Source organism: Xanthomonas sp. PPL134 (assembly GCF_040595915.1).
GTDB classification, from domain to species: domain Bacteria; phylum Pseudomonadota; class Gammaproteobacteria; order Xanthomonadales; family Xanthomonadaceae; genus Xanthomonas_A; species Xanthomonas_A indica.
On the sequence record NZ_JAMDLL010000001.1, the window covers coordinates 1,049,611 to 1,065,269 of the forward strand.

Consider the following 15,659-nt stretch of genomic DNA (forward strand, 5'->3'; position numbering starts at 1 on the left):
CCCAGTCAATCGTCAATGTGCAGTGCACAAATCCTTCGGAAAAGCCCGGTGCTACTATCTCCTCACGCTAGGCGACAGGGAGTGGAAATGAAAATGATGCGGGAACGTTGCCAGTGAGCGTCAGCATCCACGACGTGGCCCGGGTCGCCGGCGTCTCGACCTCGACGGTGTCGCGCGCGCTGGGCCACGGCCCGGTCAGCGAAGAGGTCCGGGCACGGGTGGAAGCGGCGGTGCGCGAGACCGGCTACCGCCCCAACCTGATGGCGCGGCGGTTACGCTCGCAGCGTTCCGGGGTGGTGGGCCTGATCGTCGCCGACATCCGCAATCCGTTCTTCACCGCGGCCATCCGCGCGGTCGAGGACGTGGCCTACCGCGCCGGCATGCGTGTGATCCTGTGCAACACCGACGAGGATCCGCAGCGCGAGGCGCTGTATCTGCAACTGATGCAGGAAGAGCGGGTCAGCGGGCTGATCTTCGCCCCCACCCGCACCACCCAGGGCCAACTGGGCAAATTGACGTTCGATCATCCGGTGGTGCTGCTGGACCGCGCCGGCAAGGGCGGCGCTCACGACAGCGTGGTGCTCGACAACGCGGCGGCGATGGCCGCGTTGGTCGACCATCTGGTCGGCCGTGGCGTGCGCCGCATCGGCGGCCTGTTCGGCAAGACCAGCAGCACCGCTGCCGAGCGCCGCGACGGCTATCTGGAGGCGATGCGCGGGCATGGCCTGGCCCCGGACTACCGCGAGGTGGCACCGAGCGCGGAGGCGGCGATCGCCGAAGTCCAGGCCTGGCTGACGCAGACGCCGCGGCCGGATGCGCTGGTGGCCAGCAACAGCCTGTTGTTGATGGGCGCGATGAAGGCCGCGCGCGGCGCCGGCCTGCGCATTCCGCAGGACCTGGCCCTGGCCGGTTTCGATAACGAAAGCTGGACCGATCTGGTCGAACCCGGCATCACCGTGATCGAACAGCCGGTGGAAGAGATGGGCCGCACCGCCATGTCGTTGCTGCTGGAGCGGATGAACGCGCCGACGCAGCCGACCCGCAAGGTGGTGCTCAGCGGCCGCTGCATCGTGCGCGGCTCGAGCCTGCGCTGACGCCGCACGTCTGGTCGGTAGGGCAGCGGGAGGTTGCCGCTGCGGGGACGAGGGTCTGCCGCAGCGGGAGTGGCTTGCTTCTTATCAGTTACTCGCTGCCGTCCGGGCGCGGATAGTCGTGTTCCGGATCGGCGTGGTCGCGTTTGGGGTCGCTATCGGGTTGATCGCGATCGGTCCATTGCGCGTCGTCGTTGTGGATCTTGTCGGGCGTTTGGCTGCGTTGCTGCGGATCGTGGGCGTTGTCGCGGTTGGCGGGCGGGGACATGGCGGACCTCGTGGATCAGGCGGGGGTGTGCGCCGGATCGGGGCTGCGGTCGCGCTGCTCCGATCCGTCGAGGCGTGCCCAGCAGGCGACGACCAGGGTTTCGGCATCGCTCCAGGCGATGCGCGGCCAGGGGTGCTCGGCGTCGTAGCGCTGACGCAGGCGTTGCAGCCGCACATCGTTGGTTTCGCGCGGCAACTGCAGGAACACGTCGCAGGCCATCTTGATCAGACGCGCATGCTCGCTGAACGATTGCGACCCCAGTTTGCCCGCCGCGTGCAGCGCTTTCCAATGCGCCAATTCGGCTTCGACATCCACGAGCAGGCTCGGAGCGTGACTCACGCGAGTTCTCCTTGAGTAAGAGGGTAGAGGGAGGCGAATGGTGCCCCCCCTGGCAGCAACCGCTCCGCCACCCTAGGCCCTGATGCGTAAAGGCCAGGTGGTGCTGGTGTGGTGTGCGTGACAAAAGTCGCGCGCGCGAGGTCACAAAGCGTGATGTGGCGCGCCGACTTTCACACACGGCGTTGTGAAGGCAGGCGCCAGCGCGTGTGAAGACGCGCCGCGCGCGCGGCGCGTCCAGCATGGCGCAGATCGACTTGGTCCGTGCGGGTGGCGCGGCTTACCATGGCGAGGTCCGCACGCGCGGGCACTCCGATTACCACCACCATGCGCCGACGGCCGCCGCTGCCGGTGCCCGCAAAGGACTGGCATGCCCGTTGCCCCCGTGTTCGATTCCGCGCCGCCGCGCATCGCCGTGATCGGCCTCGGCTACGTCGGCCTGCCGCTGGCGGTGGCCTTCGGTGCCCGCCACGACACGCTCGGCTACGACATCGATGCGCAGCGCGTGGCGCAATTGCGCGCCGGGCACGACCAGACCCTGGAACTGGAGGCCGAGGAATTGCGCGCCGGCGTGCACCTGCGCTACAGCAACGACGCGGCGGAACTGCGCGACCGCAACGTGTACATCGTCACCGTGCCGACCCCGATCGATGCGCACGAACAGCCCGACCTGCAGCCGCTGCGTCAGGCCAGCGAACTGCTGGCCGGCGTGCTCAAGCGCGGCGACCTGGTGATCTACGAGTCCACCGTCTATCCGGGCACCACCGAAGAAGTGTGCGTGCCGTTGCTGGAGCAGGGCTCGGGATTGCGCTGCGACATCGACTTCCATTGCGGCTACAGCCCGGAGCGGGTCAACCCCGGCGACCGCCAGCGGCGCCTGGCCGACATCCGCAAGATCACCTCCGGTTCGAACCCGGCCGCCGCCGAGGCGGTGGACGCCCTGTATGCCGGCATCATCGCCGCCGGCACCTGGCGCGCGCCGTCGATCCGCGTGGCCGAGGCGGCCAAGGTGGTGGAGAACATCCAGCGCGACGTCAACATCGCCCTGGTCAACGAACTGGCGCTGATCTTCGACCGGCTCGGTATCGACACTCAGGACGTGCTGGACGCGGCCGGCACCAAGTGGAACTTCCTGCCGTTCCGGCCGGGCCTGGTCGGCGGCCACTGCATCGGCGTCGATCCTTACTATCTGCTGCACAAGTCCGAGAGCGTCGGCTACCACCCGGACCTGATCCACACCGCGCGCCAGGTCAACAACCGGGTCGGTGCGCATGTCGCCGCGCGGGTGCAGGCGCTGCTGGCCGGCAAGGGCGTGGCGATGGCCGATGCGGCCGTGCTGGTGCTCGGCGTCACCTTCAAGGAGAACTGCCCGGACCTGCGCAACAGCCGCGCGCTGGAACTGGTGCAGGCGCTGGCCGCGGCCGGCGCCCGCGTCGACGCTTGCGATCCCTGGGCCGATCCGCAGGCGGCGCAGACGCACGGCGTCGCCCTGTTGCCCGACCCGGTGCCCGGCCGCTACGACGCGGTGGTGCTGGCGGTGGCGCACGCGGCCTACCGCGACCTGGACGCCGCCCAGATCCGGGCGCTCGGCAAGCCCGACCTGGTGGTCTACGACGTCAAGTCGGTGTGGCCGCGCGCGGCGGTGGACGACCGCCTCTAGCATGCCGCCGCGCGCGGCCCGCGCTCCCGCGCCGCCGGCGCGCCGCGGGCGGCGGCACCGGCAAGCTGTACCCGGGCGGAGCGGACCGCGCCGCCACCGCCGCGCCTGACCCGCGACACCCTCTACACTCGCCGGCTTCCGACTCCTGCGAGGAACGCGATGCACCGTTACCTAGCCTATATCGCCAGTTGCCTGCTGCTGGCGCTGTCCATCGCCCTGTGCGCGATCTGGCCGCTGTGGGGCTGGGGCGTGGCCGCCTTCGCCGTGCTGGCGGTGCTGGGCACGGTGGACCTGCTGCAGACCCGCAGCACCCTGCGCCGCAACTATCCGATCCTGGCGCATTTCCGCTATGGCCTGGAATCGGTCGGCCCGGAGATGCGCCAGTACTTCCTGCAGAGCGACATCGAGGAGGCGCCGTTCTCGCGCCAGCAGCGTGCCCTGGTCTACCAGCGCGCCAAGAACGTGATGGATGTGGTGCCGTTCGGTACCCAGCGCAGCACCTATGCGCCGGACTACGAATGGATCAACCACTCGCTGGCCACTAGCGAGATCGCCGACCACGACTTCCGCATCACCATTGGCGCGGAGTGCGCGCAGCCGTACGCGGCCAGCGTGTTCAACATCTCGGCGATGAGCTTCGGCGCGCTGTCGGCCAACGCCATCCGCGCGCTCAATGCCGGCGCGCGCCAGGGCGGCTTCTACCACGACACCGGCGAGGGCTCGATCTCGCCCTACCACCGCGAGTGCGGCGGCGACCTGGTGTGGGAGATCGGCTCGGGCTACTTCGGCTGCCGCGACGAGGACGGGCGCTTCGACCCGCAGCGCTTCGTCGCCAACGCGACGCTGGAGCAGGTCAAGATGATCGAGATCAAGCTCTCGCAGGGCGCAAAGCCGGGCCATGGCGGGGTGCTGCCGGCGGCCAAGGTCAGCGCCGAAATCGCTGCCACCCGCGGCGTCGCCATGGGCCGCGACTGCGTGTCGCCGTCGCGGCATTCGGCGTTCTCCACGCCGCTGGAACTGCTGCAGTTCGTGGCCCGGCTGCGCGAGCTGTCCGGCGGCAAGCCCACCGGCTTCAAGCTGGCGATCGGCCACCCCTGGGAGTGGTTCGCCATCGCCAAGGCGATGCAGGAAAGCGGCCTGTACCCGGATTTCATCGTCGTCGACGGTGCCGAGGGCGGCACCGGCGCGGCGCCAGCGGAATTCATCGACCACGTCGGCGTGCCGATGCACGAGGCCCTGCTGCTGGTGCACAACACCCTGGTCGGGCTGGACATCCGCGAGCGCATCAAGCTCGGCGCCGCCGGCAAGATCACCAGCGCCTTCGACATCGCGCGCACCCTGGCGCTGGGCGCGGACTGGTGCAATGCCGGGCGCGGCTTCATGTTCGCGCTGGGCTGCATCCAGTCGCTGAGCTGCCACAGCGACCGCTGCCCCACCGGCATCGCCACCCAGGACCGGCGCCGCTGGCAGCATCTGGACCCCACCGACAAGGCCACCCGGGTCGCGCATTACCACGCCAACACGCTCAAGGCGCTGCGCGAACTGCTCAGCGCCGCCGGGCTGACGCATCCCTCGCAACTGGGGCCGGAGCACATCCTGCGCCGCATCTCGCAGGTGGAGATCCGCTCGCTGGCCTCGCTGTACCGCTACCTGGAGCCGGGCGAACTGCTGCGCACGGTGCCCGACCATGCGGTCTTCCACGACTACTGGGGCGACGCGCGCAGCGATTCGTTCCAGCCGCCGGAGCGGATCCGGCGCCTGCGCGACAGCAAATCGGAATGAGCGGCGTGGCGCTGCCGACGCGGTTGCGGCCGGGTCTGTCCGAGGACATCCCCACGCTCTGGGCGTTGCGCACCCGCTGTGTCCGCGAGGTCTGCAGCAGCCATTATCCGCCGGAGGTGATCGCGCGCTGGTCGGCGGCACCGGCACCGGCCTCGTACCGTGGGCTGGTCGCCGCCGGCGGCGCGATCGTCGCCGAGGACGCCGACGGTCGCGTGCTCGGGTTCGGCGTGGTCGACCTGGCCGGTGCCGAGATCGACGGCCTGTTCGTCGACCCGGCGCTGCGCGGCAGCGGCCTCGGCCGGCAACTGCTGCAGGCGCTGGAGCAGCGCCTGGCCGCGTGCCCGCGCATCCAGGTGGCGGCGGCGCTCAATGCGGTGGCGTTCTACCGTGCGCAGGGCTACGCGGTGGTGCGCGAGGGCGGCTATCCGCACCCGAGCGGAATCGTCCTCGCTTGCGTGTTCATGGAGAAGACCGTCGCGACCGGGTGATCGATTGCAGCCGGTGCGGCGTCGGACCGGAAGGGCCTAGTACGCCTGACGGTTCGCCGCCGGCAGCCATGGCGGCGTTCCAGCCGGCCATCGCGTGCTTTTTGCACTGCAGCATTTCGCGGCGTGCTCGCCATCATCACCGCCGCCCGTTATCGTGCCGCTATCTCCTCAGCGTGCAGCGCATGAACCCACCCTCGGTCCCCGACGTCGCTTCCGTGCCGCTGCCCGCCGACGAAGCGGGCCGCCTGCACGCGCTGGCCGAACTGGGCATGCTCGACACCGCGCAGGAACCGGCCTTCGACGACCTGATCTGGCTGACCAGCCAGCTGTGCGAAGTGCCGATCGCGCTGATCTCGCTGATCGACGAACGCCGGCAATGGCTCAAGGCCAGCTGTGGCCTGCCCGGCGGCACCACCGGCTATCCACGCGAGATCGCGTTCTGCACCTATGCCTTGCTGTCGCCGCAGTTGCTGGAGGTGCCGGACACCACGCTGGACCCGCGCTTCGCCGGCAACCCGCTGGTGCTCGGTGCGCCGCACCTGCGCTTCTACGCCGGCATGCCATTGGTCGGCGACCAGGGCCACATCTACGGCACCCTGTGCGTGATCGACATCCGTCCGCGGCAGCTGGACGCGCGCCAGCGCGAGGGCCTGCGGCGGCTGGCCAGGCAGGTCACTGCGCAACTGGAAGCGCGCCGCGACGCGCGCATCGCCCACGACCAGGCCAAGACCCTGGGCCTGCTGCTGGAAACCATGCCCGACGGCGTCGTATCGTGCATGGCCGACGGCACCCTGGGCGAGTTCAACCAGGTGGCACGGCAGTGGCATGGCGCCGATCCGCGCGCCTTGCCGCCCGAGCAGTGGCCACAGTACTTCGACCTGTTCGACGCCAGCGGCAAGCGCCTGCTGACCAGCGAGGAGGTGCCGCTGGTCCGTGCCTGGCGCGGCGAATCGGTGCGCGATGCGGAGATCATGATCGCCGCCAAGGGGCAAGCGCCGCGCAGCGTGCTGTGCAATGCGGAACGGCTGGAAGGCGGCGATGGGCGCAGCCTGGGCGCGGTCTGCGTGATGCGCGACGTCAGCGCCGAACGCGCGGCGTCGCACGCGGCGCTGCTGGCCGGGCAGCGCTTCTCCGGCGCGTTCTCGGTGGCCGCGCACGGCATGGCGCTGGTGTCGCTGGAAGGGCGCTGGCTGGACGTCAACGACGCCTTGTGCGCCATGCTCGGCTACAGCCGCGCGGAGCTGCTGGAGCTGCGCTTCCAGGATCTGACCCATCCTGAGGACCTCGCCGAAGACATGGATCAGGTGGCCGCGTTGATCGACGGCCGCCGCAACGACTACCACAGCGAAAAGCGCTATCACCACCGCGACGGCCATACCGTGCGTGCGCGCCTGGCGGTGTCGCTGGTGCGCGACGAACAGCAGCGCCCGCTGCACTTCGTCACCCATATCCAGGACATCACCGAGCAGCACCAGGCCGAGCACCGCCTGCGCGCCAGCGAGGCGCAACTGCGCACCATCGCCGACAACGCGCCGGCGCTGATCGCCTACCTCGACCACGACCTGCGCTACCAGTTCGTCAACCGACCGTATGCGGCGTGGTTCGGGCTGGCGCCGGAGCGCATCATCGGCCGCCGCCTGCACGAGGTGCTGGATCCGCAGCAGCAGGCCTTGCTGCAAGCGCATCTGCCGGCAGCGCTGCAGGGCGTCCCGGCGCAGTTCGACGCCGAACTGTGCGATGCCACCGACGCCCTGCGGATCATGCATTTCAGCCTGATCCCGGACGTGGCGTTGGCACCGCAGCGGGTCGGCCTGCACCTGATGATCAGCGACATCACCGGGCAGACCCGGCTGGCACGGTTGCTGGAAGAGCGTGCACTGCGCGACGAGCTGACCGGGCTGCCGAACCGGATGGCCTGGAACCAGACGCTGCGGCGGCGCATGAACGAGCGCCGCAGCCAGAGCCAGGTGGCAGTGATGTTCCTGGATCTGAACGACTTCAAGAGCGTCAACGACCGTTTCGGCCATCACGTCGGCGATGCGCTGCTGGTGCACTTCGCGCGGCTGCTGCAGCGCTGCCTGCGCGGGCAGGACAGCATCGCCCGGCTGGGCGGCGACGAGTTCGTGGTCCTGCTGGAAGGGCTGGCCGACGCCCGGCACGAAGTGCTGGCCGCCGCCGCGCGGATCATGGAGGCGTGTGCGGAAGGCTGCGTGGTCAGCGGCCGGCATCTGCCGCTGCAACCGAGCATCGGCATCGCCGTGCAGACGGGACCGGGCTTCGACCCGGTGCTGCTCACCCAGCGCGCCGACGAGGCCATGTACGTGGCCAAGCGCGACCCGCAGGCGCGGGTGCAGATCGCGGTGCTCTGAGCACCACGCGCAGCGGCGGTCAGTGCGCGGCTTGGCGCTGCAGCCAGGCCACCGCGCCGCGCCCGGCACGCACGCCGCTGGCGAAGCACGCCGTGAGCAGGTAGCCGCCGGTCGGCGCTTCCCAGTCGAGCATTTCGCCGGCGCAGAAGGTGCCGGGCAGCGCGTGCAGCATCAGTTGCGCATCCAGCGCCTCCAGGCGCACGCCGCCGGCGCTGCTGATCGCCTCGGCCAGCGGGCGTGGACGCTGCAGGGTCAGCGGCAGGCGCTTGAGCGTGGCCGCGGCCAGCGCCGGATCCTGGCCGGCCTGCTTGCCGAGGATCTCGAACAGCAGCGCCGCCTTGACCCCGTCGATGCCGGCCTGGCGGCGCAGGTGCTCGCCGAAGCTGCGGCCGCCGCGCGGCTTGCCCAGCTCGGCCTGCAGCCGCGGCAGGTCGCGGCCGGGTACCAGGTCCAGCCACAGCGTGGCCGGGCCGTGCGCGGCGATGGCCTCGCGCAGGTCCGCAGCCAGCGCATAGATCAGGCTGCCTTCGATGCCGTGCTCGCCGACCACGCATTCGCCCTGCAGCGACTGCGCCTGGCCCTGCGCATCGTGCCAGTGTGCGACCACCGGCTTCAGCGGCGCGCCGGCATGGCGTTCGCGGAAATGCGCGCTCCAGTCCACGTCGAAGCCGCAGTTGGCCGGCTGCAGCGGCGCCACCGCCACGCCGCGCGCGCGCAGGGTGTCCTGCCAGGCGCCGTCGGAGCCGAGCTGCGGCCAGCTGCCGCCGCCCAGCGCGAGCACGCAGGCATCGGCCTGCACCCGCTGCTCGCCGTCGGCACCGGCAAAGCGCAGCGCGCCGTCCGCGTCCCAACCCAGCCAGCGCTGCTGCACGTGGAAGCGCACGCCGGCGTCCTTCAATCGCCGCACCCAGCCACGCAGCAGCGGCGCCGCCTTGCGGTCCAGCGGGAACACCCGTCCGGAGCTGCCGACGTAGGTCTCCACGCCCTGCGCCTGCGCCCAGGCGCGCAGCGCATCGGCATCGAAGTCGGCCAGCCAGTCGCCGACCGCCGTGGCGCGCTCGCGATAGCGCGCGACGAAACGGGCGAACGGATCGGAGTGGGTCAGGTTGAGGCCGCCCTTGCCGGCGATCAGGAACTTGCGTCCGACCGAGCCCTTGGCCTCGTAGACATCGACCTCGGCGCCGGCGGCGCGCGCGGTCTCGGCGGCGATCAGCCCGGCCGGGCCGCCGCCGACGATGGCGAGTCGGCCGCGCACCGGCGCGGCGTGTTTGGCAGCGGACATGTGCGGGCGCGGCTCAACGCGGCTGGACATCGAGCAGCTCGACCTCGAACACCAGCGAGGCGCCCGGCGGGATCACCCCGCCGGCGCCGCTGGCGCCGTAGCCGTAATCCGACGGCAGCATCAGCAGGCGCTTGCCGCCCACGCGCATGCCGGCCACGCCGTCGTCCCAGCCGCGGATCACCTGGCCGGCGCCGAGCACGAAGCTGAAGGGCTGGCCGTGGTCGGCGGAGGCATCGAATTTCTCGCCGCGCTTGTCCTTGGCGTGCTCGTCGTACAGCCAACCGGTGTAGTGCACGGTGACGCGGCTGCCGGGCCGGGCCTCGGCGCCGTCGCCGACGCGCTCGTCGGTGGCCTGGAACGCGGCGATGCTGCCGCCGGGCGGCGGACCCGGCGGCGTGCAGCCGCTCAGCAGCCACGCCGGCAACGACAGGCTCAACAGCAGCAGGATTCGGCGCATGCGGGACGTCCACGGCGGGCAGGGCGTGCAAGGGTAGCGCATCGCCGCAGCGGCTATCATCGGCGCATGGCCAAACTGCTGCTCAATCTGCGCCACGTGCCCGACGACGAACGCGCCGAGGTCTGCGCGCTGCTAGACGCCGCCGGCATCGGCTACTACGAAACCCGCGCCGGCACCTTCGGCATCTCCGCCGGCGGCATCTGGCTGCGCGAGGACGCCGAGCAGGCGCGAGCCAAGGCGCTGCTGGCCGAGTACCAGGCCGAACGTGGCCAACGCGCCCGTGCCGAGCGCGCCGCGGCGCTGCGCGACGGCAGCGCCGAGACCTTCGCCAGCCTGCTGCGGCAGCGCCCGCTGTTCGTGCTGGCGACCTTGCTGGGCATGCTGCTGGTGGCCTCGCTGGTGTTGCTGCCGTTCCTGCTGCTGCGCGGCTAGCGGCGGCGCTGGCGCTGCGGGCCCTGCCTGGGCGCGCTTCGCCGGCGCGTGGGCAGCAGCATGTCCTGCAGCGGTTGCACGTCGCAGGCTCTAAAATGCGCCGATGATCGCCAATACCGCCGCCTACCACTTCGTCGCCATCGCCGACCCCGACACGCTCGCCGCGCAACTGCACGCCTGGGCGCAGGACGGCGGTCTGCGCGGCACCATCCTGGTGGCGGGCGAGGGCATCAACCTGTTCCTGGCCGGCGCGCCGGCGGCGATCGACGGCTTCTACGCGCAGTTGCGCGGCGATCCGCGCTTCGCCGATCTGCGCATCAAGACCAGCGCCAGCGCACGGCAGCCGTTCGCGCGGCTGAAGGTCAAGGTCAAGCCGGAGATCATCAGCTTCCGCCGCGACGCCGCCTCGCCGCTGGAGGCGGCGCGCGCGCCGGCGGTGGCGCCGGCCACGCTGCAGCGCTGGCTGCGCCAGGGCCACGACGACGCCGGCCGGCGCGTGGTGTTGCTGGACACGCGCAATGCGCAGGAAGTGGTCCACGGCACCTTCGCTGGCGCACTGACCCTGCCGATCGTCAAGTTCACCGACCTGCCGGAGGCGCTGGCCCCGCATCGCGCGGCGCTGGCCGACGCCACCGTGGTCAGCTTCTGCACCGGCGGCATCCGCTGCGAAAAGGCAGCGCTGTGGATGCGCGCCGATGGCATGGACAACGTGCTGCAACTGGACGGCGGCATCCTCGGCTACTTCGAGGAGGTGGGCGGCGACGGCTACGAAGGCCGCTGCTTCGTCTTCGACGAACGCGTGGCGCTGGATCCGCAATTGCGGCCGCTAGTGGATGTCGTGGCGTCGGCCAGCGATTGATTGCCGCGGCGGGGATTCGGGAGTCGGGATTGGGGATTGGCAAAGGCGGTTTGCTGCCAGATGGTGCACTCGGCCCGTCAGGTGAGGCACCAGCCGCTCCAACGAATCCCCATTCCCGATTCCCCAATCCCAGCGCCGTCAGGCGTACTGCATCTTGCGCGTCATGCCCCCATCGACCACGAACTCCTGGCCGGTGATGAAGCCGGCCTGCGCCGAGAGCAGGTAGACCGCCAATGCGCCGATGTCTTGCGGCGTGCCGACCCGCCCGGCCGGGTGCTGCGCATTGTCCTGCCGCGACAGCTTTGGCGTGCGCCGCGCGTTCGGCATGCGCCAGGCGTCGGTGGCGATCCAGCCGGGGCTGATGCAATTGACCCGCACCGCCGGGCCGGCGCTGATCGCCAGCGCATGGGTGAAGGCCACCAGCCCGCCCTTGGACGCGGCATAGGCCTCGGTGTCCGGTTCGGACTGCTGCGCGCGGGTGGAGGCGATGTTGACGATGGCGCCGCCGTCGCGGCTGTCGCGCAGCGCCGGCAGGGCGTGCTTGCTGCACAGGAATGCGCCGCCCAGGCTTGCCCCGAGGCGCCGGTTCCATTCGCGCAGCGACAGCCGCTCCAGCGGTCCGGTATGCGGATCGGCGATGCCGGCGTTGTTGACCAGGCCGTCGATGTGGCCGAAGCGGGCCAAGGCCACATCGACGAAGCGGCGCACGCTGGCCTCTGCGGCCACGTCGACGCGGCGGAACAGCAGGCGCTCGCCGGCGTCCAGTTCGGCCACGCAGGCACGCCCGGCATCGGCGTCGAGGTCGCAGAAGGCGACCCGACCGCCGGCGCCCAGCACCGCCTGCACCACACCGCGGCCGATGCCTTGCGCGCCGCCGGTGACCAGCACCACACGGTCGCGCAGGGGCAGGGCGGGAACGGGGGCGGGCGGCGGAATCAGCGACATGGGGATGACCAGGCGAGGGCGGGGGCGCCAGCGTAGCCGGCGTGCCGTGCAACCCGCGTGGTAGCGCGGTGGTGCAGGCAGTAAAAGCCCCTCTCCCCCCGGGAGAGGGGTTGGGGTGAGGGTACGACCGCCAGCCAAGCTTCCTGCCCCGCCACCCACACCCCACGCCCAGCGCAAATCAGCGTTCCGGCCGCAGCCGCTGCAATCGGCGGCCGGCGCCCCCAATTCGACCGCATCGCCTGCAGGAACACGCCTCACCATGATGCCGATCTCCATCCTCGACCTCGCCCCGGTCTGCGAAGGCAGCGACGCCACCGCCGCCTTCGCCAACATGCTGGACCTGGCCCAACACGCCGAACGCTGGGGCTACCACCGCTACTGGCTGGCCGAGCACCACAACATGCCCGGCATCGCCAGCGCCGCCACCGCGGTGTTGATCGGGCATGTGGCCGGCGGCACCAAGCGCATCCGCGTCGGTGCCGGCGGCATCATGCTGCCCAACCATGCGCCGCTGCAGGTGGCCGAACAGTTCGGCACCCTGGCCTCGCTGTATCCCGGACGCATCGACCTGGGCCTGGGCCGCGCGCCCGGCACCGACCAGGCCACGGCGCGTGCCTTGCGCCGTTACTTCGACAGCGCCGACCAGTTCCCGCACGACGTGGCCGAGTTGCTGCGCTACTTCGAGCCGGCGGTGGACGGGCAACTGGTACGTGCCGTGCCGGGTGCGGGCATCGAGGTGCCGGTGTGGCTGCTCGGCTCGAGCCTGTTCAGTGCACGCCTGGCCGCGGCGATGGGGCTGCCGTTCGCCTTCGCCTCGCATTTCGCGCCGGATGCGATGGACGAGGCGCTGGCCGTGTATCGCCGCGAATTCCGCGCGTCGGCGCGGCTGCAGGCGCCGTATGCAGTGCTGGCCCTGAACGTGGTGGCCGCTGCATCCACGGCCGAGGCGCGGCGCCTGTTCACCACCCAGCAGCAGAGCTTCGTCAACCTGCGCCGCGGCCGCCCCGGGCTGATTCCGCCGCCGATCGACGACATCGAGGCGTTCTGGGCGCCGCACGAGAAGCTGGGCGTGGAGCGGGCGCTGGCCTGTACGGTGCTGGGCGATCCCGGCACGGTCGCGCAGGGCCTGGCCGACTTCGTCGCGCGGCACCGGCCGGACGAGTTGCTGCTGACCGCGAACATCCACGATCACGCCGCGCGCTTGCGCTCGTTCCAACTGGCGGCAGAAGCGTGGACGCAGGTGGCTGCGGCCGCCTGATGCGCAGCTCTGCGCGCGTGTCTACGAGCGCAGACGCACTCGAGCGAGCAATGCCGCATCTGTGTTGATGCGCATCACAGCATGTGCTGCTTTCACGACGTCTTGATTTTCCCGGGTATGTGATCGTCTCGCGCCGCGCATCAGCGTGGCGTTCGGCTCATGAAATGGCCGTACAACGACGCAAACAGGGGATCGGCAATGAAGGCACAACATCCGATGGCGCCGGCGCACGAATGTGGACTGGAAGCGGCCTTGCAACAGATGAGCAAGTATTTCGAGCGCGCGCGCAGCCAGGCGAGCGAACGCGCCGCGCAGAGCGCACCGCCGCGCCCGTCGTACAGACGCAACGTCTTCGCCGGCGATGTGGAACTGTCTCTGGTGAAGTGAGCCAGGCCAGCGGCGCAGCGCCGCTGCGGCCGCGGGATCAACGCAGCTTCTGCATCCATTCCCGGCCCAGGTCGACCACCTGATCCGAGGCCAATCCCAGGCTCAGCGCCACGGCGATGCTGCCCAGCCATGACAGCAGCATCAGCCCGCCGTCGCGTTCCAGCAGCGCCAGCGCGAACAGCAGCAGCATCGCGCCGAAGGCGTAGTTGGTGAACGGGATCGGCAGCGACAGCAGGATCCCCAGCACGATCAGCAACAGGCCGCTGAAGGCGCGCGCCGGCAGCGTGTCGACCAGCGCCGGCAGGCGCGGCTTGAGCAGACGGTCCAGGCGCCGCAGCCACGGCGCGATACGGCCGACGAAGCGCTGCATGGTGCGGCGGCGCGGCCCGCGCTCGCCGATGAAGCGCGGCAGCCACGGCTTGCGCAGGCCGATCAGCATCTGCACGCCGATCAGCGTCACCAGCGGCCCGCTGATGCCGCCGGCCAGGCCTGGCACCGGCAGGAACGCCGGCAGGATCGCCACGAACAGGAACACGCCGAACGCGCTCTGCTGCAGGTCGGCGAGGATCAACCGCAGCCGCAGGTGTTCGTCCGGATCGCCGAGGACGAAGGTGTCGAGCAGGGTGCGGATGCCCTCGGCGCTGTAGCCGTAGTCGCCGTCGTGCTGCTCACCGCCGGGTGCGTCACCCGGTGATGTCATCGCTGTTCTCGTCCTGCAGCTTGCGCAGCAGCAGCTTGTCCACGCGCGCGCCGTCCAGGTCGACGATCTCGATGCGCCAGCCGGCCCAGTCGAAGAACTCGCCCGCGTGCGGGATGCGCCCGAAGTAGTAGATGCACAGCCCGGCCAGGGTGTTGTAGTCGCCTTCCTCGGCGCTGGGCAGCTCGGCGCCGCCCAGCAGTTCGCGCAGGTCCTCGATCGCCAGCGAGCCGTCGATCAGCAGCGAACCGTCGGCGCGGGTCACCACCAGTGCGTCCTCGTCGGCGTTGTCGGCCGACTGCAGGCGCCCGACCACCGCGCCCATCAGGTCGCTGATCGTCACCAGGCCCTGGATCTCGCCGTACTCGTCCACCACCAGCGCCATCGACTGCTGCTCCTCGCGGAAGATCTCAAGCAGCTTCATTGCGTGGGTGGACTCGGATACGAACAGGGTGTCGCGCAGGCTCTGGAACAGCTGGGTGGCGTCGCCGTCCATGCGCGTGACCAACGATTTCACCTCCAGCACGCCGGCGATGTCCTGGTCGCTGCCGCGGTACACCGGGTAGCGCGAGAACTCGTGCTCGCGCATCACCTGCAGGTTGCGCTGCGGCTCGGCGTTGGCGTCGAGCCAGGCGATGCGGTTGCGCGGGGTCATCAGGCTGTCGGCGGTGCGGTCGCCCAGGCGCATGACCCGGTTCATCATGTCGCGCTCGTGCGCGTCGATCACGCCGGCCTCGTGGCTCTCGGCCACCAGCATGCGGATCTCTTCTTCGGACACCGAGGCCGACTCCTCCTTGCCCAGGCCGAGCAGGCGCAGCACCAGCCGGGTCGTGCGCGACAGCACCCAGACGAACGGCGCGGCGATCCAGGCCAGCCAGCCCATGGGGATGGCGACGAAGCCGGCGATGACCTCAGAACGAGTCAGCGCCAGGCGCTTGGGCACCAGTTCGCCGAAGATCAGCGTCAGGAAGGTGATCAGCACGATCGCCAGGGTCTTGCCGATCAGCGCCGACCACGGCTGCGGATCGCCGAACAGGGTGAAGTTGGCGGACAGCGCCGGGAACAGCGCCTGCAGCTTGGTCGCGATCGCCACGCCGATGGCCTCGCCGCCGAACACACCGGTCAGGATGCCGATCGCGGTGATGCCGATCTGCACGGTGGACAGGAAGTGCTCGGGGTTCTCGGCCAGCGCCAACGCCTTGGCCGCGCGCGTGCTGGTCTGCGCCATCTGCTTCAGGCGGCTCTTGCGCGAGGTCATCAGCGACATCTCGGACATCGCGAAGAAACCGTTCAGCAGCACCAGGGCTGCCACGATCAACAGTTCAAGCATGCGCGCGCTCCTTGGCGC

16 protein-coding genes are annotated in these 15,659 nt (G+C 70.4%); 9 read left to right on the forward strand and 7 right to left on the reverse strand.

Annotated elements, in window-relative coordinates:
- Window positions 1-113 precede the first annotated feature (113 nt).
- Window positions 114-1,094 (forward strand): LacI family DNA-binding transcriptional regulator, encoded by a 981-nt coding sequence (locus tag M3U25_RS04520; protein ID WP_355499699.1) that lies wholly within the window; start codon window positions 114-116, stop codon window positions 1,092-1,094.
- 88 nt (window positions 1,095-1,182) lie between these two features.
- On the opposite strand, the gene M3U25_RS04525 is transcribed toward M3U25_RS04520, so the two are convergent.
- Window positions 1,183-1,359, reverse strand: coding sequence for a hypothetical protein (locus tag M3U25_RS04525; protein ID WP_019797532.1), 177 nt, complete (start codon window positions 1,357-1,359; stop codon window positions 1,183-1,185).
- Between the two features lie 15 nt (window positions 1,360-1,374).
- Window positions 1,375-1,698 carry a transposase gene (locus M3U25_RS04530; RefSeq protein ID WP_355499695.1) on the reverse strand — a complete coding sequence of 108 codons (324 nt, stop codon included), beginning with the start codon at window positions 1,696-1,698 and terminating at the stop codon, window positions 1,375-1,377.
- Between the two features lie 367 nt (window positions 1,699-2,065).
- On the opposite strand from M3U25_RS04530, the gene M3U25_RS04535 reads away from it, so the two are divergent.
- The 4 genes from M3U25_RS04535 (at window position 2,066) to M3U25_RS04550 (ending at window position 7,994) form a co-directional block, all read left to right on the forward strand.
- Window positions 2,066-3,355 carry a nucleotide sugar dehydrogenase gene (locus tag M3U25_RS04535; protein WP_355499692.1) on the forward strand — a complete coding sequence of 430 codons (1,290 nt, stop codon included), beginning with the start codon at window positions 2,066-2,068 and terminating at the stop codon, window positions 3,353-3,355.
- Window positions 3,356-3,514: 159 nt separating this feature from the next.
- Window positions 3,515-5,137, forward strand: coding sequence for an FMN-binding glutamate synthase family protein (locus M3U25_RS04540; protein ID WP_242159911.1), 1,623 nt, complete (start codon window positions 3,515-3,517; stop codon window positions 5,135-5,137).
- A complete protein-coding gene (locus M3U25_RS04545) occupies window positions 5,134-5,625 on the forward strand; it encodes a GNAT family N-acetyltransferase (protein WP_355499688.1) in 492 nt (163 codons plus the stop codon). Before M3U25_RS04540 ends, M3U25_RS04545 begins: the two co-directional genes overlap by 4 nt.
- A 182-nt stretch (window positions 5,626-5,807) precedes the next feature.
- Complete coding sequence (locus tag M3U25_RS04550; protein WP_355499686.1) at window positions 5,808-7,994, forward strand: diguanylate cyclase; 2,187 nt, start codon at window positions 5,808-5,810, stop codon at window positions 7,992-7,994.
- A gap of 19 nt (window positions 7,995-8,013) precedes the next feature.
- Here M3U25_RS04550 and M3U25_RS04555 read toward each other — a convergent pair whose 3' ends face one another.
- The gene (locus M3U25_RS04555) at window positions 8,014-9,276 is read right to left on the reverse strand and encodes a TIGR03862 family flavoprotein (protein ID WP_355499682.1); all 1,263 of its coding nucleotides are present in this window, start codon (window positions 9,274-9,276) and stop codon (window positions 8,014-8,016) included.
- A 13-nt stretch (window positions 9,277-9,289) separates the two neighbouring features.
- On the reverse strand, window positions 9,290-9,733 hold the full coding sequence (locus M3U25_RS04560; protein WP_184502444.1) for an FKBP-type peptidyl-prolyl cis-trans isomerase: 444 nt from the start codon (window positions 9,731-9,733) through the stop codon (window positions 9,290-9,292).
- Between the two features lie 66 nt (window positions 9,734-9,799).
- Here M3U25_RS04560 and M3U25_RS04565 point away from each other — a divergent pair, with 66 nt between their 5' ends.
- Window positions 9,800-10,165 (forward strand): DUF6164 family protein, encoded by a 366-nt coding sequence (locus M3U25_RS04565; RefSeq protein ID WP_242080978.1) that lies wholly within the window; start codon window positions 9,800-9,802, stop codon window positions 10,163-10,165.
- Between the two features lie 103 nt (window positions 10,166-10,268).
- Window positions 10,269-11,024: a sulfurtransferase gene (locus M3U25_RS04570; RefSeq protein ID WP_355499677.1), complete on the forward strand. Its 756-nt coding sequence runs from the start codon at window positions 10,269-10,271 to the stop codon at window positions 11,022-11,024.
- Window positions 11,025-11,162: 138 nt separating this feature from the next.
- Here the strand turns inward: M3U25_RS04570 and M3U25_RS04575 are convergent, their stop codons facing one another.
- Window positions 11,163-11,969, reverse strand: a complete 807-nt coding sequence (locus M3U25_RS04575; protein ID WP_355499674.1) for an SDR family oxidoreductase — start codon at window positions 11,967-11,969, stop codon at window positions 11,163-11,165.
- A 259-nt stretch (window positions 11,970-12,228) separates the two neighbouring features.
- Here M3U25_RS04575 and M3U25_RS04580 point away from each other — a divergent pair, with 259 nt between their 5' ends.
- Together M3U25_RS04580 and M3U25_RS04585 are read left to right on the forward strand one after the other, a co-directional pair.
- Window positions 12,229-13,227, forward strand: coding sequence for an LLM class flavin-dependent oxidoreductase (locus tag M3U25_RS04580; protein ID WP_242159917.1), 999 nt, complete (start codon window positions 12,229-12,231; stop codon window positions 13,225-13,227).
- Between the two features lie 159 nt (window positions 13,228-13,386).
- Entirely contained in the window at window positions 13,387-13,614 is a 228-nt protein-coding gene (locus M3U25_RS04585) for a hypothetical protein (RefSeq protein WP_355499670.1), read from the forward strand.
- Window positions 13,615-13,651: 37 nt separating this feature from the next.
- On the opposite strand, the gene M3U25_RS04590 is transcribed toward M3U25_RS04585, so the two are convergent.
- Entirely contained in the window at window positions 13,652-14,314 is a 663-nt protein-coding gene (locus M3U25_RS04590; protein ID WP_355499667.1) for an exopolysaccharide biosynthesis protein, read from the reverse strand.
- Complete coding sequence (locus tag M3U25_RS04595; protein WP_242159920.1) at window positions 14,298-15,641, reverse strand: hemolysin family protein; 1,344 nt, start codon at window positions 15,639-15,641, stop codon at window positions 14,298-14,300. The genes M3U25_RS04590 and M3U25_RS04595 overlap by 17 nt, the downstream gene beginning before the upstream one ends.
- Between the last annotated feature and the right edge of the window lie 18 nt (window positions 15,642-15,659).

Excerpts from the sequence above, each read along its gene's own strand:
- M3U25_RS04590 (WP_355499667.1), bottom strand. The coding sequence starts at position 14,314 with ATGACATCACCGGGTGACGCACCCGGCGGTGAGCAGCACGACGGCGAC.
- M3U25_RS04575 (WP_355499674.1), bottom strand. The coding sequence starts at position 11,969 with ATGTCGCTGATTCCGCCGCCCGCCCCCGTTCCCGCCCTGCCCCTGCGC.
- M3U25_RS04570 (WP_355499677.1), top strand. The coding sequence starts at position 10,269 with ATGATCGCCAATACCGCCGCCTACCACTTCGTCGCCATCGCCGACCCC.
- M3U25_RS04580 (WP_242159917.1), top strand. The coding sequence starts at position 12,229 with ATGATGCCGATCTCCATCCTCGACCTCGCCCCGGTCTGCGAAGGCAGC.
- M3U25_RS04525 (WP_019797532.1), bottom strand. The coding sequence starts at position 1,359 with ATGTCCCCGCCCGCCAACCGCGACAACGCCCACGATCCGCAGCAACGC.
- M3U25_RS04535 (WP_355499692.1), top strand. The coding sequence starts at position 2,066 with ATGCCCGTTGCCCCCGTGTTCGATTCCGCGCCGCCGCGCATCGCCGTG.
- M3U25_RS04540 (WP_242159911.1), top strand. The coding sequence starts at position 3,515 with ATGCACCGTTACCTAGCCTATATCGCCAGTTGCCTGCTGCTGGCGCTG.
- M3U25_RS04555 (WP_355499682.1), bottom strand. The coding sequence starts at position 9,276 with ATGTCCGCTGCCAAACACGCCGCGCCGGTGCGCGGCCGACTCGCCATC.
- M3U25_RS04545 (WP_355499688.1), top strand. The coding sequence starts at position 5,134 with ATGAGCGGCGTGGCGCTGCCGACGCGGTTGCGGCCGGGTCTGTCCGAG.
- M3U25_RS04565 (WP_242080978.1), top strand. The coding sequence starts at position 9,800 with ATGGCCAAACTGCTGCTCAATCTGCGCCACGTGCCCGACGACGAACGC.
- M3U25_RS04585 (WP_355499670.1), top strand. The coding sequence starts at position 13,387 with ATGAAATGGCCGTACAACGACGCAAACAGGGGATCGGCAATGAAGGCA.
- M3U25_RS04560 (WP_184502444.1), bottom strand. The coding sequence starts at position 9,733 with ATGCGCCGAATCCTGCTGCTGTTGAGCCTGTCGTTGCCGGCGTGGCTG.
- M3U25_RS04595 (WP_242159920.1), bottom strand. The coding sequence starts at position 15,641 with ATGCTTGAACTGTTGATCGTGGCAGCCCTGGTGCTGCTGAACGGTTTC.
- M3U25_RS04550 (WP_355499686.1), top strand. The coding sequence starts at position 5,808 with ATGAACCCACCCTCGGTCCCCGACGTCGCTTCCGTGCCGCTGCCCGCC.